This window comes from Photorhabdus viridis, from assembly GCF_040256935.1.
GTDB classification, from domain to species: Bacteria; Pseudomonadota; Gammaproteobacteria; order Enterobacterales; family Enterobacteriaceae; genus Photorhabdus; species Photorhabdus viridis.
Window position 1 is genome coordinate 1 of record NZ_JBEJZY010000017.1, and the last position, 23,515, is coordinate 23,515.

The window sequence follows — 23,515 nt, forward strand, 5'->3', positions numbered from 1 at the left end:
TGGCAGACTGAACATAAGGTAACTTCATTGCTTCTTGTTGCATTTTGCTGTTGATTAGCTGAGTTCCCGGCCAATATCCCAAAATTCGCTGGTAATAAGGAATACCCAATGTTGTGTCATACCAGCACTCACCAGATATGTACTACAGGCACAAGCGACATCCTGCGCTACAGAATAGGGATTATCAGTAATGGCGATATTTCCAGAATCATCTAACGTTAAATCCCATGACTCGGTATCAAGAAGAAATGAACGAGTTTGCATTTTCGAACCCTATAGAAATAAAAAAACCGCAATTAAGCGGCCAAATATGAAAAAACCCGTACTGGACGGGTTTAGTTATTATCTCTGAAATCCTGAGCTATTCTTGCCAGATAACTCATTATCTTGGGATTTCTAGCTTTTCCATGAGCATCAGGATGCATTATCGCCAATAAGGAATATTTGTTTTCTTCCAAAAGACCTTGAACGTATACTAGACAAGCATCATTTTCTGGGCTATTTGATTTACACGTTCTATAATACTGAACCCTATTTGTAGGGAATGAATCAGGCGGAAAGCAAAGATGAATATGCATCATACATGATTTATATGCTGCTTCTGGCTGAGTGTAAGCAACATCCCTACCAAAATAATCAGGGACTTCTCCGGTTTCTTTATAGTGTTTAAAATCTTGCAGAATAGCCTGTTCAAGATCTGGATGCTTTAGGAAGACGTCATCAAAAAAATCTTTCCTCGTATACTCATTTATTGATACATCCACTTGTTCCATTTATCACCCAGTAAATGAAAAATTCCCAGACTCAATCTTTTTGGTTGTATAAGCAGCCAATTCTGATAGAGCAGCTTTATTTATATCGCTTTTATAAATCTTAGGCAAAGTAAATAATTGACGAGAAAAATCATTAAGACGAGTTATCTCAAATCTGGCCTTTGCTATAGATTTCAGATACATCCTCATTTCTTGTTTTTCTTCATCGGATCGATCTTGCTTCAACATAGCTTTGAGCCCCTGCTCAAACCCTCTCATTGTGGTTTCGCAAGCCTTATTAATTTCTATATCGTTTTGAAGCAAAATACCACGAATTTGACTTTCATCAAGGCTTAGGAGATTTAAATAATATTGGCTAATTTCATTAGCTAATGAATCAACAATCTCTCTTCTTTCTTGATATTGAGTTTTCAAATCATCCAGACTACAGATAGTTTCACCTACTTTAAAGCTAAGCATACTACAACCGTCCCTCGAATCCACATAACCAGCAGAGAATGAAGGAACCGACAGCACTCCTCCGAATAAAACTACTGCTAAACAATTCCTTAGTGATAGATTCATGACGTTCTACCTTATCAAATAGTTTGTTATAGTGAGTCACAAACAGTCATAATGTGTCACTATGTATCATATTAAACCACTATTCTGAACCTTACAACCATGCAGTAAATGACAATTAGCCACCTATATAAGCCTTATTCCAGAAGATAACGAACGTTAAAAGCAAGATTTAGAAAAATAGCATCACATTGACATCATTTTGTCATGAGTGTCATACGTCTGATGAAAATACGCAACAATATTGTACTGTAAGCCGAAGATGACTTTATCCACCAACACGGCTAGGGGTTTATAGATTCTTAAATCGTTCGATTCTATATTTTTCCCGCTGCTTTTAACGCGTTGTAGCTAGGAAGATAGCGTTTTGGATTAACGATACATAGCTGCTGAAAAACGGATGAAACCCCTTCCCCCCGCGACAACATTGCTTCATCACGATTCTCATAGTAATACCGGATAATATTCATTACTTGTTTCTCTTTTAGCATCAATTTTTTTCCTTGATTTACAGCATCTTCCTTTTGAGCTTTATATACCGGGCTTTCAGTCGAGTAACTTCCTGTTTGTAACAGGACCTCTTCTGCGAGGGTGGACGGATCTATATAGTTAAGCCCTGCATTCGCGGCATACTGCTGTAATATAGACTGGGACATACACATAGCGGATATCTTTTCTTGCCGAGAAGTGTCACTGTTTTTTGCTCCGGCGCTAAACACGCAGGCAAACAAAGCTCCTGCGACAATAATATTTGATGTTAGATTTCTATACATATTTTTACTCTGGACTGTTGGTTTTCGAACCACCAGATTCAACACCACCATGCACATGTGATGAAAGTTTAACCCCATTTCCTGTAATTTCGCCCTTCGCTGTTACGGTACTGCCGAATTATGTGAATCCAAAATATTTAACTGTTAGGATTAAATGTTAAGTTAAACCTATACTATATGATGTAATCAAGTAACTATAAATCCTCATTAAGTCGTAGCTAATGAAACTGATGACTAGTTTCAACGTTAATAATTAAGCCGGCGTTGATTCCGGCTTACTCACAATTTATTCCATTGTTTTTATTAACCAATCGCAATTCAATATATTACTATTAGATTACCGTCGTAATCCCATCGCCTTAAAATAATCATTCGGTTTTACCTAAATATAACAATATGATTGAATTCTGAATTCGGTAGAGTGCAGTCTTTAATCACATCATTGAAGTTAATAATATTAACCCGTTTTTGTATTTTAAACGCGGTTAATGCAAGAGAAAACAAAGCTTTTCCTGCATCTTTATCTACAGTGACTAAATCATCAGATACAAAATGTGTCGTCTTACTTGGATAAGTTTCTGGAGCCACTTGAATACCCCAACTTCCTGTTGCACCTGTTACATAGATTTGGGAAATGTAACCTTGCGCACATGAATTAGACTGTAATGCAACAACCTCACCTTTCTCAGGAAGCTCCTCTGCTATAGCTGACATGGCAATTAATCCAGACATTAAGGCCGTATAGGATAAGCTTTTTTTCATTTTTATCTCCTATCTTGGGTTTATTAGAGTGATATATTTATCATGGATGTAATGATATAAATGACAAATTTCCATTATTATTTTAGGGATTACAAGTGGAGACCGATATATCATTATACAATCAAAACCATATAAAACATAACGTTACTAAATATAATGTTACAGTAGCCAATCTGCACTTATTCCTTCTTCTTAATTATTAACAACTATTCCTATAAGTGAATAAAAATGTCAGATTGATTTTTTATGTGAATTATTCTTTCACTAACTCAAATAATTTGGTTCTGTAGATTGTATAGTCCAATAATTTGAGTAAATAGAGATATCTTTGGCTCAACAATATATATTTGATTTAGTTAAAAAAATAAATTGAAAGCTTAGTAACTTCAACAGATTTTCAACAAGACAGCAAAAATAATAGCGAAAAATTAACTCAATATTAATTATTGAACGATAATTAGTAACTCAGATAAATTATATGACTCCAATCAACACCTGATGAGGTACCAGCCATGAAAAAGTTATCAGCCTGTCTTTTAGTATTAAGTATTGCTTCTTTCACACCTAACTTTGCGTCTGCAAATATATGTTTTCAAGTCAAACATTCTCTGGGTAAATGCGCTAAAGCATGTGCACCGGTAATTTTCCTTAGTCCTTTTTTCTCAACAATTTGTCTTTAATTCAATTAACAATGAAATATTTAATAAACAAAGTGATAAGAATAATTTTTTTCCTATCACTTTACTGATAACACGGCAAGATATATGTCAATCTGACCAGAAACAACAGAAAATCTTATCAGAAAATGCTAGGAAAAATACAGAAGGATTTAGTTAGTTTAACTAGACGCTCACTCTAAATAAAATTAATTCAACTTAAATAGGTGAACTAACCCCCAAGATTGTCGGGCTAAATTATATTAATAAAAGCACAGATAAATAACCCACGATGAAAAAATTCATTTATAATACCTATTCTCTGATACCTAACATACAAAGTAGATAAAAATCTCAAATAAAAAGATATCGGAAAATTATTAACTATTGTATCATCCCCATCTTGTCTAATTTAATAGACACAATTTCCGAAAATTTTCATCAATGGCTTATAATTACATTGATAAGCAGAAATATTAGCTTCAATCCACTGCTTAGCATTTATAGACTCAAAAGAGATTTTATATCCACAGTTTATAACAATATATTCAAATAATAGTCGCTGTGTTCGCCCATTTCCTTCTCTAAAAGGATGAATCACATTTAATTCCGCATAATATTCAGCAAGTTTTTTAATAAGTTTCTGATAATTTAATCCTACAAGATAATTTTCATTCTCTAGCATATCAAATATCCTATTCCCTTCTATCTCAATACATTTAGCATGACAGAAACGGGTATCCCCTTTAGATATATCAATTATCCTTAGCTGACCAGCCCAATCATATAAATCAGAAAATATCTGTTTATGGAGTTTACACCAAAAGACTAAATTGTAAGGTGGTTCCTGGAATGAAATATTCAATATAGCAAGTTCAGTAAATTCCCTTTCTGCCTGCTCAAGAATAACGGGATCACGAATAGCTAATTTATTAATAAGTGTATCGATACCCAGATATGTATAGGGATCTTGCCCTGCTCCATATTTATCTACCATGAATACCTCATTGTAAACTATATTTTCTAATTAGTTTATCTTTAAGATTTTTTTGCTCTTTCGGTGTTTCAGGCAAACTATTCATAACAATATTCATCCCTTCAAGACGCATGCTATCTCTATAGTTTTTTAATTTTACACTGTCAAAATAATATTTTTTTTCACTATAAGTTGTCATTATTGTTTTTCTATTATTTTGGTTTTTAATATCTTTCTCTTGCTGACGGGAATATTTAAACTTAGCCAGATCCAAATCTCTCAATTTATAGTTAATCGCTTGACCGCTTTCAAACATCCCCCAAGAAATAACTTCAAAATAGCTGACTTTACCGTTTCTAATACAGTTAATCTTTACCTCTAAGTCTTGTTGTAATATTTGCAAAACCTGTTGCACTTTACGCTCAGATATCCCTGTCGCTTCCACAATTGAACGTGTGTTGGGATGTTCTAATTTAGCCAGAGCCGCCATAACAGCTAATTCATATTTCATTTGAATTCCCAAAATACATATATATTTAACAGTAGTATAAAACACTAAGGTCGCTAAAACCAGAAAAGAGAATATAGAATTATTACTGGCGAATTCTGTAAAGCACATGCTCATGAAGCAAGTGCCCATCTGGTAATAAAGGATGCAAGAAAGTATTTTCATCTTTCACCATTCCAAGCCTCTCCATAACTTTTTGAGATCGCAAATTAGACACTGTCGTAAATGCAACTACCTCCTCAAGTTTTAATTCAGTGAAAGCAAAATCCAATGCCTTGCATGCAGCTTCACTGGCATAACCTTTACCCCAAAATGGTTTATCAAGACGCCACCCAATTTCAGTACAAGGTGAAAATGGCAATTCTGCTACAGGAATATTCAAACCGACAAAACCAATAAAATCCCCCGTTTCTTTCAGCTCCACAGCCCATAATCCCCAACCATCCTGCTGTTCAAATCTCTGGATAATTCTATCCACCATTGTATTGCTTTGTTCAACCGTCAAAGTGGCAGGAAAGTATTCCATAACTTCTGCGTTACTATTCAAATGAAAGAATGGCCCCCTATCTTCCTCTTTCCAGGAGCGCATTATTAATCTTTCTGTTTCCAGTGTAATCATCATATTTTCCTTAATATCAGCTATATCAGCAGACAAGCAAAATGCCTATATGTGCGAAAAGCACATACTTCAACCAAGAGAATTAAAACAATTAAACAGATAAATTGCTATACACGGGCCTGGTTTATCTATCAGGCACTTGTTTTTACCGTAGCCTTATCTTTGGATTTATCATTATTGGTATCTTTTATTGGCACAACACGTTCAGATGCTAATGTTGCTTTATTTTCAATCTGTTCTGATTGCCCAAAGAATAAACCACCACGCTTGATAGACATACTGCCACAGCGACTGATACCACGCAGTTCACCATGTTCAAGAATATCCAATGTTGCTGCACAACAAGTCCCTTCAACATCACCGTCAATTATGATTTCTGGAGCATTAAGTTCACCTTCGACCCGCCCGGCATGCATAATGCGGATTGCTCCCTCTTTCACCCGGATATTCCCAATCACTTTACCCCAGATCTGTATATCACCTTCTACATCAATATCGCCCTTAAAGACTGAACTTTTAGCAACAATAGTGCAACGGTGGGCCTCTGCGCTGACACTCTTTTTATCATCACCAGCCTGAGACACTGGTTCCACAGCCACTGTTTCTGTTTTTTTTCCAAACATAGTTTTTGATCTCGATCTCATGTTAATAAAGCAAAATATTAAAGCCAGAAAAGATAGAATCGCTGTCACTGTACAGCTAAACAGATTACCAACCAGATAGAGCCCCAGAGCAATGCTCCACATGACCCATATACAGCTTAGAAAAATATTGTTCGAAAAACGATGTTTTGCCATGTTTTTTCACATTCTTATTGTTTTTCATACTTTTTTCATTAGAAAATGAAAATCACTATCTTAACAGAACAAATAGCAATCAATGCTGAAGGTAAGCCGATATTTGTAACGCTATTAAACGGTTAAAACCATCATTCATTCTTACTGCCTATACGATGATATCCTAGGATAACGATCAGTAAAAAAATTAATATTAGAATATAAATTTTAACTCTATATTTGATAACATCATTTAACAATAAAGTCACGTTATTAATGTTTAATTTTATTTACAAATAATCTGATAATGAAACAACAATAATCTTCCTTAAAAGGAAAATACGATATTTTCATTGTCTTTATATTAATCTGAAAGTTTTATAAGACTGATATGACAATAACTAAAGAGGGAACATGAAAATCTATAGGAAGGATAATTTAAACACCAGATTATTCTTAAAAATCACCAATTTTTTCTATCTTGTGATTAGAGTCCATGATCAAAAGATAACGATTAAAAAATAAAACTTACCATTAATCTGAACATGTGAAGTTTCTTCCACTGGCATGGCTTTGGTGGTTTATCTGGTTTATTGATAACACAGGGTAAAACCAGCAACACTTTTGAAGTTACCCGAGACAATAACCGTTGAACCACCGGTTCCAAACTGCAATTTTTCAAACGAATTTCGGTATTTTTCGGGATTTGGTTCCCCTCACCTTTCAACGCCAAATTGGAAGTTTTCCTAAGACTTATAGTGTGCTCTAAATTGTTCGAATTAATGAAATACGGAACATCAATCACAATACCACCGATAATAGAAATAACAAATATTAATGTTGTCGCCATCATAATTTTATTCAGTTTCATTTCTAACCCTCAATATATTGATAAAAATAAAATACAAAAGTATCTAATAACACTCAATAAAATAACATAATACAAATCAACTTCAATTTCAGAGTAAATTTATAAATGGATGTTTTTGCGATTATTAAGTATCTTTTGCTTTTTATGAATGGAATCCATTAACTAGAATAGTTAAGATGCCAAAATATATTGACATAGATATGACTGTTAGAAAAACGTGGAAAATTCACGACATATAGAAATCCATTAAGCACAGAAAAATAAAAACGATATCATTGATGGCTCTCCACTAGATTTATCATGATGAGAGATAAGTTAATGAAAACACAATTCATCCATAAACATTTATACATAAGCAATATCCTTATTGAAGTTCAAATTATTACAGAATAATTTGAAAAATAAAAACAAAAAATACAAATTCAAATAACTTCACAACAAAATACTTATATAACATTTCAATACTATAATTTGCGATCTATAGTGTCGCAAATTATATCTACATTAGGATAAAATCCTTTATTGCACTTGTTTATCAAATCAAAAGATATAAAATTTTAATTTTTCGATATAATCAATCTGCATCGTACAAAAACCAACCTTGACAAAACAGGATATACCCGGCAATTCTTTATGAACGGACATTTAGATTGTTCACATATGTTGAAATTAACCGTCGGATTACCCCAAGTAACTCAAGGTATCTAACTGGGTTCGATAAAGCCTGGAGTTAATATGGAAAACCGGAAGAATTCAACTCAACCTTCCCAAACAGATCAAGTACTTAATGTCATATCCAAATTATGTACCGTTCAGGAAATGCAAATAGCTCCACCACCGGAATCATGGCCCAGCACACGTGATGTAGCAGAGCAATGTGATTTCACTATCTATAAAGCTCGTTATCTGCTATTGAAACTGGCTGACAAAGGATTAGTTATGGTAACTCCGTCTCCCGTTAAAAATTCTCTTCGATGGTATATATCAGAAGATAAAATTAAATCCATCTAACAATTTATCTTTCAAAAAAATCTGAAAAAATAGGTGCCTGTTCTGCACAGCAGGGCCTATCATTAAGCTAAATTTACAAAAACAACATACAATCTTATATGTTTCGTTAAAATAGAGACTTTGTATACACTACATTCCAACTGATTCTGACACCAAAGATGGTAAATATATTTTCATCCGAGTAATCTGTCTGGCTATTTTTGCTATAATTATATTCACCACCTTCTTGTTTTTTTATTACAAAATTCTCAACAAATAATTTAAGTACAGAGGTCTGCCCTTCTCCCCGCTGATGAATAGAAAAATATGTGTAGTATTTTTTACCATCATAAAATTACCGAATCTTTCTCGAGCCGCTTCACAATAATTGAATAACCTCATTGTGTTATTGTCCTATCCAACTCATTTTGTCAGCTTAAGCTAACGAATAAGAGGAGAATCACATGATGGAACAACAATATTTCATTGGTATTGATGTTGGTTCAGCCAGTGTCCGTACTGCGGTTTTTGACCAACACGGCAAACGACATGCATTCTCGGTTCTCCCTATTCAACAATTTCATCCAAAAACCGATTTTATCGAACAATCTTCTAAGAATATTTGGGCACAAGTGTGTGCAACAGTAAAAGAAGCTGTCACATTGGCGAATATTAATCCCCTTGATGTTAAGTCAATCGGTTTCGATGCTACCTGTTCACTAGTCGCTGTAGCGAATGAAGGGCTGCCGCTTTCTGTAGCTGAAAATGGAGATCCTGAACACGACATCATCATGTGGATGGATCATCGGGCAACCAAAGAAACCATCACGATAAATCAAACCAATGATCCGGCACTATGCTATGCGGGTGGTGAAATCAGTCCTGAAATGGAACTGCCGAAGATATTGTGGCTAAAAAACCATTTTCCTCAGCGTTATCAGGATGTATGGCGTTTCTTTGATTTAGCCGATTTTTTAGTATGGAAAGCCACTGCCGCTGATGTAGCCAGTATCTGTACTCTTGCCTGCAAATGGAACTATCTGGCTCATCAAAAACAGTTCAGCGAAGATCTACTTCATGAGGTGGGTTTAGAAGATTTAACCAATAAAGTTCCATCTACCATTCTTGATATTGGCGATAAAGCCGGTTATCTGACCGCTAAAGTGGCTAAAGATTTTGGGCTACACACAGGCGTTGTTGTCGCCGGTGGTATTATCGATGCACATGCGGGTGGATTGGCGCTGGCCGGCGCATATCCAGAAGGCAGTCTAGTCATTATCAGTGGAACTTCAAACTGCCACATGATTGTCAGTCCCTATCCTGTCATGGTTCCGGGTGTCTGGGGACCTTATTTCAGCGCAATGCTACCCGGTTACTGGCTCAACGAAGGTGGGCAAAGCGCCGCCGGTGCATTAGTTGAGTGGTCAATACGTCAGCATAACAGCTGGCAGGAGCTGGAAGCAGAAGCTAAGGCATCTGATCATCAATACTACCAGCTATTGAATGAAGCCGTTGCACAGTTAGAAAAACAAGAAAAACACCCAACGGTTCATTTACATATTTTAGCTGACCATCATGGCAACCGTTCACCAAGGGCAAACCCTAACGCCAAAGGAATGGTCAGTGGGCTCACGCTGGAAAATGGTCGGGATGCTCTGGCCCGCTATTACTTGGCAACCCTGCAATCTATCGCTTATGGCACTCGTCACATTATTAATACATTAGTAGAAGCCGGACACCAAATAAACAAACTAGTTATATGTGGTGGAGCAACCAAAAACCCATTATGGCTACGTGAATACGCCAACGCAACCAGACGCGAAATTCATCTGCCTCAGGAAGAGAATGCCGTTAATCTTGGTGCAGCCCTGCTCGGTGCTGTTGCCTGCGATTCCTTTGAAAACGTCACTCAGGCAGCAAAATCAATGGTACGTGACGGCAACGTTATTAGACCGGAAAAAGAGACCTTTTTATTTCACCAAGCTAAATATCAAGTCTATCTGCAAATGTACCGTGACCAACAACAATATAACAAAATCATGCAAACCTGCGTTTAATCTTTAATAATAAAAACTGGAATATAACAGAATAGAACATACATTCGTGATTGAAACTTATAAAATAGATCAACAGTCGGTTAAATCGACTGTTGATATTAATATATTTATTTAAATATTTTACCGCTTTCTGGCAATAAGCGTTGCGAAGTTTAATTTTATTCTATTACCATTTTCATCTGTTTTATGAAGAAGCCCAGAATTTTCATTATACTTAATCATTTCCCAATCAGCATAATAACGCTCCAACTCTCTTGGTTTCAAAAAACATTTAAATGGCAGTAATGAATATGGTGCATAATCTGTTTCAACCGGACAAACAATCAAATTAACTCCACCCTCATTCGTCTGCTTCTGCATATTATAAATAATGTCAGCAATTTTTCCCCGTTGTAGGAACATCAGCACCACAGTTGAAATAATTAAATCGTATTTTTCTACAATATTGTGTAAGTTAATATCATAAACAGCTGTATGGATATTTTTAACCTGTTGTTTCTCTTTAATAGCATTAATTGCATCAATATGTTGCAGACTGATATCCACCGCTGTAACGTCATAACCTCTTTCTGCCAGATAGAAAGTATTCCGGCCACGACCGGATCCCAAATCCAATGTTTTACAAGGAGAAATAATATCTGCCAAATATCTGATCTCTGAGTGAGGTAATGACAAGTTATTTTGCTTATAAAACAGATATTGTGGTTCGCATAGGAAAGAGAGCTGGCACTTAATATCATCACTCGCCCATTTTATTTTATGCCAGACCTCTGGCTGAATAATCGGAGGTTGCTTTTGCACATTAAAGTATGCCGTTTTTTCCTGATCACCATCGAAAATCACAAACTCCAGTTCACCTTCAAGAATCTCAAGACAAGCATACGTCCCCTCTTTGGTGTTATGTCTTTCAGTGAACATGTCAGGAATAGTGTTTTTTTGCCAGATTGGCATTCGCTTATAGCAAACAAAATCGCTCATAGAAGTTCCCTGATAATAAGATTCATTTTAAATGCATCTTATAGTTACATTCTGTCACTGTAAAGGCATAAAGTAACGGGAGGAAAATTTCAGCAGGTTCGCCGTCGCTATCCTTACGAAATAAAAGGAAAAATGATTAATCTTCTTTTTACCCGAGCGAACTCATTGATAAAATTTCTCCGGCTAAAGCCGGAGAAAAAGGTTAATCTTTATAACTGTATTGATAATGTCCGCCATAATAGAGACTGGAGTTTTTCTCTACCGCATTTAGCAATACCCCTTTAATATGAGTGCCATTTTGCTCAAATCGGCGAATAGCAACATCAACTTCTTTAACTCTCGTTTTATAATAACGGGCAATTAACAATGAAGTTCCCGCATATCTCCCAATAATCGCAGCATCGGTTACGGCTAAAATAGGTGGGGTATCTATCAAGACATAATCATAACGCTCTTCTGCCCAAGATAATAACTCCTTGAATCTATTATGCATAAGCAACTCTGACGGATTAGGCGGAGTATTACCCCGACTGACAAAATCAAGTTCAGTAAGATAAGTTCTGGTAATAACCTCTTTTAACTGATTCTGACCAGCCAGATATTCAGAAAGCCCCAAAGATTGAGGACTTTCCAGCACCTTATGCAAATGGCCTCTTCTCATATCTGCATCTATTAAAAGAACGCGTTTATTACCTAATGCCAATACTGCCGCAAGGTTCACCGAAATAAAAGATTTTCCCAATTCAGGCGCTGAACCAGAAAGAAGAATAACTTTATTCGAGGATTCCATCATTGAAAAATGCAGGGTCGTTCTAAGACTCCGCAATGCTTCAATAGCCAAATCAGTAGGATCATGAATAGCTAATAACCGCAATTTCTGACGATGAGTTCTCTTTTTCTGTTGCTGTTCAAGTTTAGCCTGGGTCTCAGATAGTGGGATAGTTGCATAAACGGAAACTCCAATTTCTTCCAATTGCTCAGGGCTTTCAATTCCTTTACGGAACATTACCCTTAATAAAACGACTCCGATTGACAATATAAGCCCTAACATCGTCATAGCCGCAATGATCAGTGGCTTTTTCGGTTTTACAGCTGAACTTTCTACAACAGCTTCATCAATAATACGTACATTACCAACCGTCCCAGCTTTCAGGATATTCAATTCCTGCTGTTTGTTGAGTAACTGAACATAAATTTCTTGCCCAACCTGAACATCCCGGGTTAAACGTAAAATTTCCTGTTGTGTTTTCGGTAACCGTTTGATTGACTGATTAAGCTCCTTTTTGGTCTCAGCCAACGTCTTACGTTTATCAAGCAAAGCAACATAAGCAGGATGTTGTTTGGTATACAATTGCTGTAACTCAGCTTCTTTGAAAGTCAACTCATTGAGCTGTTTTTCAATCTGGACCAATGTCTCCAGAGCTGATTTTGCTTCAAGTGATAAATCGACAGATTCATTAGCTTGACGATACTGATTAAGCAGCTCTTCAGAACTATTGAGCGCCATTTTAACTTTAGGTAAATGATTCTTTAAAAAACTAAGACTACTTTCAGCCTCTTCAGTTTTTCTTGTCACATTCTGTTGTAAATAATTCTTACTGACACTATCAAGTATCGATTTTATTCTTTTACGATCATCACCTTCTATTTCAAGCGAGATAATGCCGGTATTATTTCCTTTCTCCGTCACCCGTAAAGCTTGTTGCAATGAACGAACGGCATCCAACCGGGGTCGTTTAACCAATGTAAAGCTTTGCCCTGGAGAAGCTAAGATATTTGAGATAAGCAAATTTACGCCGCCAGCATCAAGTACCTTATTCACTTGCCCGTGAAAAACCTGATCGTCAAACTCCAACTGATAATTTTCTGAATCATCAACATATATTTTTATAGCTTTACCAATATGCTCTGATGATACCGTAAAATTTTTAATAACAATGTCAGGCTTTGGCATACCTCGAAGACGAGCAATTCCCTTGCCTATTACAGGAAAGTAGTCGGCGGTAACCTGAATATCCAGATTCAAGTCCTTTACCGTCTTGCCTATTATCATTCGGGAAACTAATAGTTCCAGTTCTGCTGATGTATCTGACTGTCTTCCAGACAGCATCTCCGTCATGTCCCCAACTAAAGATAGTGCGCCACTTTTCTTTTCAACCTGCAATAAAGCATTCGCTTTGTATACAGGTGTAGCAACTAAGGAATAACCAAGACCAATAACCATGAATAAGAGAGTGATTCCGCCAATGGCCCAGCGATAATCGAATAAGGCACTAATAAGACGGCCTAAATCAATTTCATCACTATCCGTATGTGTGTGACTTGATTTATCTGATTTAGTCATAAAAAGCCTATAATTACTTTATTAAGAAGCAATGAAAAATAAAAAACCCAGAATCAAAAAATACTTATAAGTTATAATTTACCCAACCAACCATTAGCACTCTTAAACAATAATTGATATACATATTCATAAACCTCTATATCGGATTTATAAGGATCAGGAATCTCCATTTCACTTAGCCAATGACCAAAAAGCATTGTTTTCCCTCTTGCCCCTAGGTTTATCCGGTTTACCGCCTCAATATGTTTTTTTTCCATAACCAGAATCAGATTTGACTGCTGACATAATTCACTGGTTAGCTGACGTGCGGTATGCCCTTCTAAAGACAATCCATATCTGGACGCAATCTTACTTGAGAGCTCATGTGCAGGTTTATCCGTCAAAGCCGATATTCCCGCAGAATAAATCTCCTTCTGAGGAAATCGCTGCCGCAATAAACGCTCCCCTGTTGGAGATCGACAAAGATTACCCACACACACAATTAAAATAGAATTAAACATTAATTAGGCCACGTACGAATCCATCGGGTTGTTTCAGTCAGGTTGTTAATGCTTGATATCGTTGGCACCAACTGACTGATAACCCGATTCCAACGAACAATTGGCGCACTGGTAACATAAACAATATCATAAGGCTGCAAATTAAACTCAGTACCCAGGATTAATGCTGTTGCATCCTTAGCATTGAGCTGATAGATATTAGCTATTTTTCCATTATTATCAGGCACATTGCGCAATGAACGGATAACAAAAACTCCACTCGCATCGCTTGATAATTGATCCATACCTTCAGCGTTGCCCAATGCTTCTGTCAAGGTCATACCACTACGATCCATACGCAAAGTGCTCTGTTTTCTAACTTCCCCCATAACAAATACTTTCAAATCATCATTACGGGGAATGTATAAGATATCGCCGGAGTAGAGCAGACGATTTTGCTTCAGATCACCATTTTGCATTAAATCTTGCAGAGAAATAATCGTCTCCTTTCCCTTATGAGTCAAAATAACCCTTTTCCAGTCAGCATTTTCGGTCAAACCACCAGCATGGTTAATCGCATCAATAATAGTTAAAGGAACATTGGTGATAGGTTGTTGATCAGACTTGGCAACTTCGCCTGTTATATAAGCTTTTTGTGAACGAAAAGCAGCAATATTTACATCAATCTGAGGAGATTCGATATATTTTGATAACTTCTCTGTAATCAGAGTACGCACTTGAGTGACCGTTTTCCCTTTCACATGAAGTTTGCCAATATATGGATAAAAAATGGTTCCGTCAGAATGCACCCAGTTACCTGTATCACTGGCACTACGATATTGCCCTGCTGGTATTGTCAATTCAGGATGATCCCAGACAGTAACCATAATGACATCACCTACACCAATACGGTATTCATATTGCTGTAATTCTTTATCTAACTCAGGATTAGGACGTGCAATAGCAGAATTTACTCGTAACTTTTCAATTAACTGAGGTGTTACCGGATAAACATTTACCAAATCATTAATATCATAGTTATTATCATTACCATTGATTATTTCTTTATTATAAACAGGAAGACTACTCCCAGGAGCAACCGTACAACCACCTAATAACATAGAACAGGATGATGCCAGAACTATAATTAATTCCTTAATATTCATCAGAAATTTATCCTTAAAAAATAATAAACAAAAAAATACATCAATTAGTATTAATTATAATCTCCCTAAGAAAACTAGATTATAATATAATATAATATAATATAATATAAAAATTTTGCTTAAGTATCACAAGCCTCTATGTTACTGGTCATATCACTTTGTAAAAACAATAAAAATCAACTTAACACTTTTGAGTAATTCAAACTATCAAATAAATATAAATCAAACAAATAATATATTTATCAACTATTTAATTATAGAATGTATTTTATAAGGTACTATTGCAAATATAAAGTAATAACCACATCCCTCTGATGCAAGATAACAAGAACATTCATCAGAATTTATCGACACCGAATACATGATTGAGATTACATTAGTGGAAAAAATACGCACTGACTGGTATCAAGCCGGTGTTCACATAAGTGACTTTGTGATTTATATGATGATGACAGACTAAAAAACAGCCAATAATTTTATCACACAAGATAATTTATAAAACACTAAATTTGATTTCATTATAAACAATATCTCGGTGATATTGAATATTTTGAGACTATAATTTAATTGTTAACACTTTCAGACTATTCTAATTTTCAATAACACCACTTTGTACTTTTCACGGTTATCCACTACTATTATTGATTGTTTTATATTAGAGACAGAAAACCTGAAAGTTGAATATATTCCATAAAAATTTTATCAACCGGGACTATCATGCAAACATCAACCATCTTAAGAATAGCCAGACCAACCGATAACTTAAATCAGGTTGCCGACATGTACTGCCAAGGTTTAGGGTTTATTATTTTAGGTCGATTCGAAAATCATGAAAACTTTGATGGCATCATATTAGGACATCCAGATCATCCCTGGCATCTCGAATTTACACATCATCATGGTACAACCGCAGGCAGAGCACCCACACAAGATAGTTTACTGGCCTTCTATATATCAGACCATTCAGAATGGTTACATCAAATATCGTTAATGCAAACCGCTGATTTTATCACGGTTCCTTCTTACAATCCATACTGGGATGTTAATGGTAAAACATTTGAAGATATTGATGGTTATCGGGTTGTGTTACAAAACACAGTATCCCCTGTTTAACTTTAAGCATACTTACCTGATAACCAACCCACACCTACCTTGTTTGACATTGTGAAATAACATGATCAAAACTCAGCTATTGACACTGAGTTTTGATATACTCCCGCAAGTATTTAGTTTGTTTTTCGTTCTCAATAATCATTCTTCGGAGATCGAAATAATCTTGTTCAGCTGCCGGGTTAAGTCGTGGGGCTCTTGCATTGCCCATGCTGCCAGAGGAACCGGCTTCGCTTTGATTACAGGTTGCCGCGATACGCAACCGGAGACGACCAGCGGCAATATCACCACGAAGAACATCAATTTCAGATTTGGCATTGGCAAGTTCCTTTGTATATTTATTATCCAGATCAGACAGAAGTTTTATCCTCTCCTGCTGACTGGCGATTTCATTCTGTTGCTCTAGCAACTCGCTCTGTAGCTGGACTGTCGTATCAAGCTGTTTGGTGTACTTACCGTAATAGTGATGAGCCACCAACGAGACAAGAACCAGTGCAACGAAGGTGTAACCGTGTGAGTTAAACTTCATCATATCGCCCTACAAAAGTGAAAAGGCTTTATCAATCACCTCGTCGTTATAGGGCTGGCTACCATTCTCTACGGTAATAATGGCCTTAATCAATTTGGTCATAAATGCCTGATTAAACACATCAACAACTCGGTCACGGGTAACATCGGTGTCTTTACACACACGATTAACATAACCATCGGTATTATTCTCATTCGGGGGAGCCCAGCGTGAAATAATCCCCTTCACTGTTTTTAGACCATATTTCCTATTGTAATTATGTAAAATTTTAATCATTGCCCGAATACCATATTCAGGACTGACAAACTGACAAAAAGCGTTATCGGTACGCTGTGATCCAAGAACCAAGCCTTGCCAGTCATCACCCCAACGAATATTGCCGGGGTTATTGTTTCGTATGCCTCTGCTCATCATTTACTCCTTTTACTTATTGCCTGTTTTGTTATTAACCACTTTTCTTAAGATCTGACCGAAATAGTCAGTTCCCAAATAACCAATAATGACACTGCCGATGTAAGCCAAATCCGTGCTCATACCAAAGAAATCCAGCACATCACGGATAAACCAAGCAATCATGGCGCACATGATGGCATCCATAATTGTCGTCCAGAACTTACCTCCGTTATATCGACCTCTGAGATAAGCCATTGCAGCAGCCAGCGCCGCACCTATACCTTGCTCTTTGACTGACAGCAGCCATAACCATAGCTGCATCCAAATGTCAGGCTGTTTATCCATGTATTTCATCCTTTCCTCCCATTGATACAATGGGAATCCACAGGCTGCCGTGTAGCCTTAAATTTGAGTTAATAGGAATACTGCAAAATCAGTAGAATAAGAAAAGGCCACACATAGTGCAGCCTTAAATTTTGTAAGGTGATTACTTACATTTAGTATAATTCCGTGCTCATCAACAAACACCGGTTGTGTATCATTATGTATCAGGGAATGTTAACAATTAACAGACATATATCCTTCATCTTTCAAGTTGCTGCTTTGTTGGCTGCGTTCACTTACCCCAGTCACATCGTTATCTATGCTCCTGGGGATACGTTCACTTGCCGCCGCGCTGCAACTTGAAATTTATTAGATATATAACTTAATTAAGGCTTTAACTATTCCAAACAAATAATATCACACCTGACAATTATTATTAATTTTCTATAAAAACCGAATTTAAAATTTATTTTTTAATTTTCCGATATCGTATCCTTAAATAAAAAGACAAGGCTGACTATCACGCCTTTAATATAAATTCCTTTAATACACGATAAACCTCTTCAGGTTGTTCAAGTATCCCTAAATGGGTCCTGGAATTTTCTAGTCGCTTAACCTGGAAGAATGAGTGCTCAGAGGAAAATTTTCTCTGCTGAAGTAAATAATTATCACTTCTGTCCAAAGAATAAATATGAATACATTGATGCCCTCCGGAAAAAACTTTCAATCGTTCTAAAGGAGAACCGAATCTATTATATGCTCCAGCTATCGCCTTTCCGGCGGCTTCCCACACAGGGAAATCCACTTGTGACATTTCTTTAATTAAATGATCCATAATGATTTTATTATTTTCTCCCCCCATCCAGAAATTAAATAAAGAATCTCTTGCTGAAGTCCAACTTTCAGGATCCTGAATATCGCTGATTGATTGAAAAAATGCAGGATCGGGGTTAGTCATAATCCAATCAAGAAATACGAGTGCAGATACTCTCTCTGGCATTATCTCTGCTATATCGGTAGCAATCCAACTGGCATGAGCAACCGAAACCAGTATAAACTGTTCTATTTTTAATGAATTAATGAAAGAAACAATATCATTTAACAATATCTCTGGCGTTAATGGCGATGCCGATTGTGAGGACAATCCATGATTACGCCAATCCAAGCTAATCACTCTGAAAGTTTCCATAGCCAACGCTTCAAATGGAATAAAAACCGTTTTAGGTTCACACCATCCAGGAAGCAATAACAATGTTATTGGACCAATTCCATTGTCATTGTAATCTATTGTTATATTATTGCAGTGAAATTGACTCATAATCCTATCCTCAGCAAAGAGATAATAAATACCATTCCTGGTTTTTGTTTCAGTATCGTATGCAGTTTACACATCACATGATAACAAAAAATGAATTTATTTAATAAAGCAGATTCGACTAATAAGCGCAACGTTGTTAATCCAGAATAAAACACCATTCACACTTTCACTGATGAATTTTGAATAGTTTTGGACAGAGGCTGCCACAATTGAAAAATATACAGATTGGAATGGCAACCTAGGCAATGCCATAGAATAGGAGGTCAACATGAATATCTTAAGGTCATTGCCCTACGAATTAATAAATCTAACAGGATATTTTGGATTTTCCAATATTACAGGAATCCTCCACATACAAATGTAGCCAAATATTTTGAGGATGAAAAAGTCAAATATAGCAAAGCGATATAAATATCAGGAAACAACGGAGGAGGAGAAAAAATATCCCGTAAAATTACTCAATATAAGATAATGAAAATAGCCCAAGATATTGACTACTCAAGCTTATAGACACTCTGGATAACAAGGTAAAGGAGACAATTGCACTATAATTCTCTTTCCTGTCACGATTCGTTGTTGACTCTTTGCTTGTACCGCTTGTTTCCCATCCCAGCGCAGGCGAGTTCTTAAAAACAACTCATCATGGGAGAACTGTGGATTTAAACGCATAGAAAAAGTGAGAGGTAACATATCCAAGCGATAATTCATCTCCCCCACGGTCAATATTTTGCCTTCAACAACAGCAAGCAATGACAGTTCAACATTTGCTGTTCTGGTCAAAGAAATTGGCATAGCTACATCCCCCTCAATCAACGGTGATGCGTCATTCTTGATTACCTTACTGACACACCCGGTAATCAACAAATACAACAATACCAGCCCTATTTTGGTCATAACAGGCTAATTCTACGTTGTGATAACGGGGTATACTGCCCATCCAGTAAGCGCTGTAATGCTGTCTCATGTTCAGGCTCTATTACAAGGCCCCTATTTAGCACAGCAGAAAGCGGCTCATGAAAATTTTGCGGTACATGCCCAGGTATAACCCTGCGGCCACAACAAAGATTGTCATTCTCATGAGGTACGTTTGTTAAATGAATAGACAATGAATTATCAATTTTCATACTCGCATTCCCAGAGAATTACTCAGTTGAGAGTCAGTCGGAAGTTGAGCCTGCAATAACTCCTGCCAAAACTCGGCGTGATCCAACATACTCGAAAGGCTCTCCTCAAAAGCAGCCAGATTCAGTCGACTGGCTGACATTTGCCGATAAAGCTGTACCATCAAAGTTGATTCATCAAAACCAAAGTGAAGATCAAACTGATACCAATGACGATTAAAACTGGCTAATTGACGGAAAATTCCTTCCCCAACCGCAGTGATATCAGCAACATCTACCTGTAAAACGAGTTGGTCACGTTCAGGAATTAAGATCAAAGAGAGGTTAAGATGCTCATCAAAACAGAGAGCAGCCACACCTTCATGATTTAAAGCTAAGTGTGGCAAGCCAAATTTAGCAGCAAAGTCAGCCAAAACTTGGTTGATGATAATTATCACATCCATGGATTACTCCCGCAGAGAAGGAAATCAGGTAAACTCGAAGTTACCGCGCGGTTAAGCAAACGGGTTACTCCCGCAGAAAAGGGGATTAGTTTACTATTATCATCTTTTATGCCTCTGTCACTAAAAGGCAGTTCTTTTAATAAAAAGGTCACTCCGGTGATTATCAAAAACCAAACACCGGATCATAAGTGGACACTTTTTCTGTAACACACTTTGCTCTGTAAGATGTCCTACGAAGATGACCATTTCGAATGAATACTGTCGTAGAGTAAGTTTTCTTAGTTAGCTTATTTTTACGCTAACCTTGGTAAACCAAAGCCCTGATCCAAAAACTAAAACGTTATTAACAGTTTGAGCGCCCCTTCCTAGGGCGCTCATATCTACAATATCAACATTTGTCTGCTACCAGCATTACACCGTACGTAATACTTGAACCTCACTCTGAGAGAGTTGTTGCAGCAATTGCAAAATATCTTTCATAAAGTTGTTATTCAATGAGATCTGATCTTCACTCTTTTGTTTTTCGTGCTGGGCAACAGACGCATCGACTTCATGTTCCTTGGCTTTGGCCTGAGAAAGTCCTTGTTCTACCTGCACTGCATTATTAGACATATCTCTTAAACCGTTCATCACCGAACTGGAGATCTGCTGCTTGCTGTTACGATTATCAAAAACCAGTGTAAGAGATTTCAGAGCATTCTTGTCAGCATCTTGTGCTGTATCCCACACTTTACCAATCGCTGCCCGATCCGCATCGCTACTCTTACCTGACTGTTGCATCTTGATGTCGATTAATTCTTTACGCCCAGCAATATTATTGTCCAGCGTCTTCTGCTGCTTAATCGACTGACTATTTTTAAAAGCAGAGAAGCCCCCTATCAATGCTGAACCAAACGCCATTACACCTGAAACAACAGCCATAGCAATCGTCAGCTTGGCACTATGACGCATCTCATCTACTTGTGACTTCTGAGCATTAATAGTTGCCTTGTTTTCAGTATCACGCTGCAAGATACCCAATTCACGCATCTTCTTGGCAATCTCAAAAAGCAGCGACATCATATCCAGTATGCCAGTCAATTCTTGCTTGACATTACCTAACCGACTGAGATCAAGCCCCTGTCGTGGTGCAATCAAATCAACCTTATCCATACGCCCGGTTTTTTCCGACTGCTGGATAGCTGCTTCATGTGTTGTTACCGCAGAATTTTTATCAATAACAACATCAGTTGTGTTGCTGAAAGTGATCGCCTGAGAAACGTTGAAGCTATCAATAGTATTCATTTTTTTATTCCCTAAATTTTATGCGGTAGGCTGGCAAGATTGTTCATCATGTCACCCCTAGCATTGAGCATCTGAAAGACCATTTCCATGACATGTTGGAAAGATTCCACCATCTGGGATAGCTCCTCTTTAAGCTTATCCATAACAGCCCGGAATGCTGTTAATTCGCTACGTGAAAGTTGTACATCTGCTTGTCGATTAGCCGCTTTACTCTGGAACGCAAAATTGGCAGTTTGAGCACCACCATTAGCTAAATCAACAACCACGTCACTTACCTGAATACTTACTTTCACGCTACGAGACATAGTATTAGCTGTATTAGCCGCTGTACCAGCGACTTTTGCCGAAAACTCTGCCGCCTTTACCGCCATCTTAGCCGTCAATTCAGCCACTTTAGTGCCCATCTTAGCGCCCATTTTGGCTATCAAGCCAGCGGCTGAACCACCGAAACTGACTGCCGCTGCTGCCACAGCCATCGTAACCTCAATCGCAGTTATTACTGGCCCCAGCCACTTCATGGTTTCCTTGCTGATTAAACCGTCTTGAGCCGCTTGTTGCAGCCCCTGAGACACCACACCCATTACCCCTCCGGCAATCAGCATAGCGCCTGCTACCGCACCGACCCCGGTAGCAACCATGACTGCCCCGATCACAATTGAAGCAATCGCACTGATCCAGCCGAAGATTTTGGAGAACAACCCGGATTTCTGCGCCTCTTTGGCAGAGTTTTCGGCGTCTTTAATCTTCTGCTGGTTTTCATCCATTTTCTGCAAGCTTTCCTGGCGCGCCCGCTGGATATCCTGGATCTTGAGATTCGTTTGAGTACTCTTAACATCGCTGGCCAGCTTACCCAGCTCAATATCGAACTCCTCCGGTGAGGATAACGCCAGAGAGGACAACCGCGAAGTTTCTTTCAATTCTGCTGTCAGCTTTATTGTCAGCCCTGCTGCCAATGCAGCTCCTTGCGTAACCGATACGACCAGACTAGCTATTTTCCCTTGTTGCTGAACATCAAGACGAATATTACTCACTGCTAATGGTGCCGGCAATGATACCCCTCGTGACTTAGCCACATCAGACGGTACGTTACCAGCCTGGCTAAGCGTAATGCGATAATCCTCTTTAGGAGGTGTAGCCACAGGGATATCATCAACCTGAGAACCGCCCGGCAATAGAGGAACCCGATGTTCATTTGCTATCAGAGTCATCTTCCTGAGTCCTTTTTATTGTGATGGCTTCTAACATTGCGCTAGAACTGGCAGCTAAAGCAGCCTGTTCAGGCAAAGCTGCCGCTAACTGTTGAGCCGAGTAGAAGCCACTCTCGGCCCCATCAAGCTCTCCTAATTGCAGGAGGCATTCAGCAGCATGAAATGGAAAACGAGGCTCATTAATATCAAGCATCGCTCCATAACTATAACTTTGGATCGCCTGCTCCAATTGTCCCATCGCCTGACGGCACGCACCCAATCCGAGGAAGAACCGGGAATCATAGTGATCCAACATACATAAAGCCTGGAATATTTTATGCGCATCCTGCCATTTGCCTGATTGGTACTGATTGAACGCTAATGAATAAAGCTGCTCCAGCGTATCACTGGAGACATCCTTCAACATGGCAAGAGTACCGCCGTCATGAAGAAAGGACTCCAATTCTTGTGCATATTGGTCAGAAGTGGTAGATGTTTCTTGGTGCTCCATAATCAT

Annotated in this window: 28 protein-coding genes; 3 read left to right on the top strand and 25 right to left on the bottom strand. The window is 37.6% G+C overall.

Going from position 1 to position 23,515, the window contains the following annotated elements; genetic code table 11:
• Positions 1 to 54 precede the first annotated feature (54 nt).
• The 11 genes from ABR397_RS08920 to ABR397_RS08970 all read right to left on the bottom strand — a co-directional run bounded on the left by ABR397_RS08920 (position 55) and on the right by ABR397_RS08970 (position 7,275).
• Complete coding sequence (locus tag ABR397_RS08920; protein ID WP_350305432.1) at positions 55 to 264, bottom strand: hypothetical protein; 210 nt, start codon at positions 262 to 264, stop codon at positions 55 to 57.
• A 71-nt stretch (positions 265 to 335) separates the two neighbouring features.
• Positions 336 to 773, bottom strand: coding sequence for a type II toxin-antitoxin system YafO family toxin (locus tag ABR397_RS08925; RefSeq protein ID WP_036777850.1), 438 nt, complete (start codon positions 771 to 773; stop codon positions 336 to 338).
• Between the two features lie 3 nt (positions 774 to 776).
• Positions 777 to 1,337: a hypothetical protein gene (locus ABR397_RS08930; protein WP_214067741.1), complete on the bottom strand. Its 561-nt coding sequence runs from the start codon at positions 1,335 to 1,337 to the stop codon at positions 777 to 779.
• Positions 1,338 to 1,651: 314 nt separating this feature from the next.
• Entirely contained in the window at positions 1,652 to 2,107 is a 456-nt protein-coding gene (locus ABR397_RS08935; RefSeq protein WP_350305433.1) for a hypothetical protein, read from the bottom strand.
• Positions 2,108 to 2,111: 4 nt separating this feature from the next.
• Entirely contained in the window at positions 2,112 to 2,195 is an 84-nt protein-coding gene (locus ABR397_RS08940; protein ID WP_350305517.1) for a hypothetical protein, read from the bottom strand.
• A gap of 290 nt (positions 2,196 to 2,485) precedes the next feature.
• Complete coding sequence (locus ABR397_RS08945; protein ID WP_350305434.1) at positions 2,486 to 2,869, bottom strand: hypothetical protein; 384 nt, start codon at positions 2,867 to 2,869, stop codon at positions 2,486 to 2,488.
• Positions 2,870 to 3,937: 1,068 nt separating this feature from the next.
• Entirely contained in the window at positions 3,938 to 4,522 is a 585-nt protein-coding gene (locus ABR397_RS08950; RefSeq protein ID WP_350305435.1) for a putative adenosine monophosphate-protein transferase Fic, read from the bottom strand.
• Positions 4,523 to 4,529: 7 nt separating this feature from the next.
• The gene (locus tag ABR397_RS08955) at positions 4,530 to 5,012 is read right to left on the bottom strand and encodes a YhfG family protein (protein WP_350305436.1); all 483 of its coding nucleotides are present in this window, start codon (positions 5,010 to 5,012) and stop codon (positions 4,530 to 4,532) included.
• A gap of 82 nt (positions 5,013 to 5,094) precedes the next feature.
• Positions 5,095 to 5,628, bottom strand: a complete 534-nt coding sequence (locus tag ABR397_RS08960) for a GNAT family N-acetyltransferase (RefSeq protein ID WP_350305518.1) — start codon at positions 5,626 to 5,628, stop codon at positions 5,095 to 5,097.
• Positions 5,629 to 5,759: 131 nt separating this feature from the next.
• On the bottom strand, positions 5,760 to 6,251 hold the full coding sequence (locus tag ABR397_RS08965; RefSeq protein WP_350305437.1) for a bactofilin family protein: 492 nt from the start codon (positions 6,249 to 6,251) through the stop codon (positions 5,760 to 5,762).
• 667 nt (positions 6,252 to 6,918) lie between these two features.
• On the bottom strand, positions 6,919 to 7,275 hold the full coding sequence (locus ABR397_RS08970) for a hypothetical protein (protein ID WP_350305438.1): 357 nt from the start codon (positions 7,273 to 7,275) through the stop codon (positions 6,919 to 6,921).
• Positions 7,276 to 8,010: 735 nt separating this feature from the next.
• On the opposite strand from ABR397_RS08970, the gene ABR397_RS08975 reads away from it, so the two are divergent.
• Both ABR397_RS08975 and ABR397_RS08980 read left to right on the top strand, forming a co-directional pair.
• Positions 8,011 to 8,286: a FaeA/PapI family transcriptional regulator gene (locus ABR397_RS08975; protein ID WP_350305439.1), complete on the top strand. Its 276-nt coding sequence runs from the start codon at positions 8,011 to 8,013 to the stop codon at positions 8,284 to 8,286.
• A 446-nt stretch (positions 8,287 to 8,732) separates the two neighbouring features.
• Complete coding sequence (locus ABR397_RS08980; RefSeq protein ID WP_350305519.1) at positions 8,733 to 10,322, top strand: FGGY-family carbohydrate kinase; 1,590 nt, start codon at positions 8,733 to 8,735, stop codon at positions 10,320 to 10,322.
• 120 nt (positions 10,323 to 10,442) lie between these two features.
• Here ABR397_RS08980 and tehB read toward each other — a convergent pair whose 3' ends face one another.
• The 4 genes from tehB to ABR397_RS09000 all read right to left on the bottom strand — a co-directional run bounded on the left by tehB (position 10,443) and on the right by ABR397_RS09000 (position 15,289).
• Positions 10,443 to 11,300, bottom strand: coding sequence for an SAM-dependent methyltransferase TehB (gene tehB, locus ABR397_RS08985; protein ID WP_350305440.1), 858 nt, complete (start codon positions 11,298 to 11,300; stop codon positions 10,443 to 10,445).
• A 202-nt stretch (positions 11,301 to 11,502) separates the two neighbouring features.
• On the bottom strand, positions 11,503 to 13,644 hold the full coding sequence (locus ABR397_RS08990; RefSeq protein ID WP_350305441.1) for a polysaccharide biosynthesis tyrosine autokinase: 2,142 nt from the start codon (positions 13,642 to 13,644) through the stop codon (positions 11,503 to 11,505).
• A gap of 71 nt (positions 13,645 to 13,715) precedes the next feature.
• The gene (locus ABR397_RS08995) at positions 13,716 to 14,144 is read right to left on the bottom strand and encodes an arsenate reductase/protein-tyrosine-phosphatase family protein (protein ID WP_350305442.1); all 429 of its coding nucleotides are present in this window, start codon (positions 14,142 to 14,144) and stop codon (positions 13,716 to 13,718) included.
• On the bottom strand, positions 14,144 to 15,289 hold the full coding sequence (locus ABR397_RS09000) for a polysaccharide export protein (protein WP_350305443.1): 1,146 nt from the start codon (positions 15,287 to 15,289) through the stop codon (positions 14,144 to 14,146). Before ABR397_RS09000 ends, ABR397_RS08995 begins: the two co-directional genes overlap by 1 nt.
• A 717-nt stretch (positions 15,290 to 16,006) precedes the next feature.
• Between ABR397_RS09000 and ABR397_RS09005 the strand changes: the two genes are divergently transcribed.
• Positions 16,007 to 16,402, top strand: coding sequence for a VOC family protein (locus tag ABR397_RS09005; protein ID WP_350305444.1), 396 nt, complete (start codon positions 16,007 to 16,009; stop codon positions 16,400 to 16,402).
• A 76-nt stretch (positions 16,403 to 16,478) separates the two neighbouring features.
• Here the strand turns inward: ABR397_RS09005 and ABR397_RS09010 are convergent, their stop codons facing one another.
• From ABR397_RS09010 to ABR397_RS09055, 10 genes are all read right to left on the bottom strand, one after another.
• The gene (locus ABR397_RS09010; protein WP_350305445.1) at positions 16,479 to 16,928 is read right to left on the bottom strand and encodes a lysis protein; all 450 of its coding nucleotides are present in this window, start codon (positions 16,926 to 16,928) and stop codon (positions 16,479 to 16,481) included.
• 9 nt (positions 16,929 to 16,937) lie between these two features.
• Positions 16,938 to 17,339: a structural protein gene (locus ABR397_RS09015; protein WP_350305446.1), complete on the bottom strand. Its 402-nt coding sequence runs from the start codon at positions 17,337 to 17,339 to the stop codon at positions 16,938 to 16,940.
• A 12-nt stretch (positions 17,340 to 17,351) separates the two neighbouring features.
• Positions 17,352 to 17,675 (bottom strand): phage holin, lambda family, encoded by a 324-nt coding sequence (locus ABR397_RS09020; protein ID WP_021323761.1) that lies wholly within the window; start codon positions 17,673 to 17,675, stop codon positions 17,352 to 17,354.
• Positions 17,676 to 18,165: 490 nt separating this feature from the next.
• Positions 18,166 to 18,963, bottom strand: coding sequence for an alpha/beta hydrolase (locus tag ABR397_RS09025; protein WP_350305447.1), 798 nt, complete (start codon positions 18,961 to 18,963; stop codon positions 18,166 to 18,168).
• A 504-nt stretch (positions 18,964 to 19,467) separates the two neighbouring features.
• Positions 19,468 to 19,857, bottom strand: a complete 390-nt coding sequence (locus tag ABR397_RS09030) for a YscW family type III secretion system pilotin (RefSeq protein WP_350305448.1) — start codon at positions 19,855 to 19,857, stop codon at positions 19,468 to 19,470.
• On the bottom strand, positions 19,854 to 20,087 hold the full coding sequence (locus tag ABR397_RS09035) for a T3SS regulon translocated regulator ExsE family protein (protein ID WP_350305449.1): 234 nt from the start codon (positions 20,085 to 20,087) through the stop codon (positions 19,854 to 19,856). Before ABR397_RS09035 ends, ABR397_RS09030 begins: the two co-directional genes overlap by 4 nt.
• Positions 20,084 to 20,527: a type III secretion system chaperone gene (locus ABR397_RS09040; protein WP_350305450.1), complete on the bottom strand. Its 444-nt coding sequence runs from the start codon at positions 20,525 to 20,527 to the stop codon at positions 20,084 to 20,086. The genes ABR397_RS09035 and ABR397_RS09040 overlap by 4 nt, the downstream gene beginning before the upstream one ends.
• A 411-nt stretch (positions 20,528 to 20,938) precedes the next feature.
• Entirely contained in the window at positions 20,939 to 21,811 is an 873-nt protein-coding gene (locus ABR397_RS09045; RefSeq protein ID WP_350305451.1) for a YopD family type III secretion system translocon subunit, read from the bottom strand.
• An 11-nt stretch (positions 21,812 to 21,822) separates the two neighbouring features.
• Positions 21,823 to 23,019, bottom strand: a complete 1,197-nt coding sequence (sctE, locus tag ABR397_RS09050; protein ID WP_350305452.1) for a type III secretion system translocon subunit SctE — start codon at positions 23,017 to 23,019, stop codon at positions 21,823 to 21,825.
• The gene (locus ABR397_RS09055) at positions 23,000 to 23,509 is read right to left on the bottom strand and encodes a SycD/LcrH family type III secretion system chaperone (protein WP_350305453.1); all 510 of its coding nucleotides are present in this window, start codon (positions 23,507 to 23,509) and stop codon (positions 23,000 to 23,002) included. The genes sctE and ABR397_RS09055 overlap by 20 nt, the downstream gene beginning before the upstream one ends.
• Between the last annotated feature and the right edge of the window lie 6 nt (positions 23,510 to 23,515).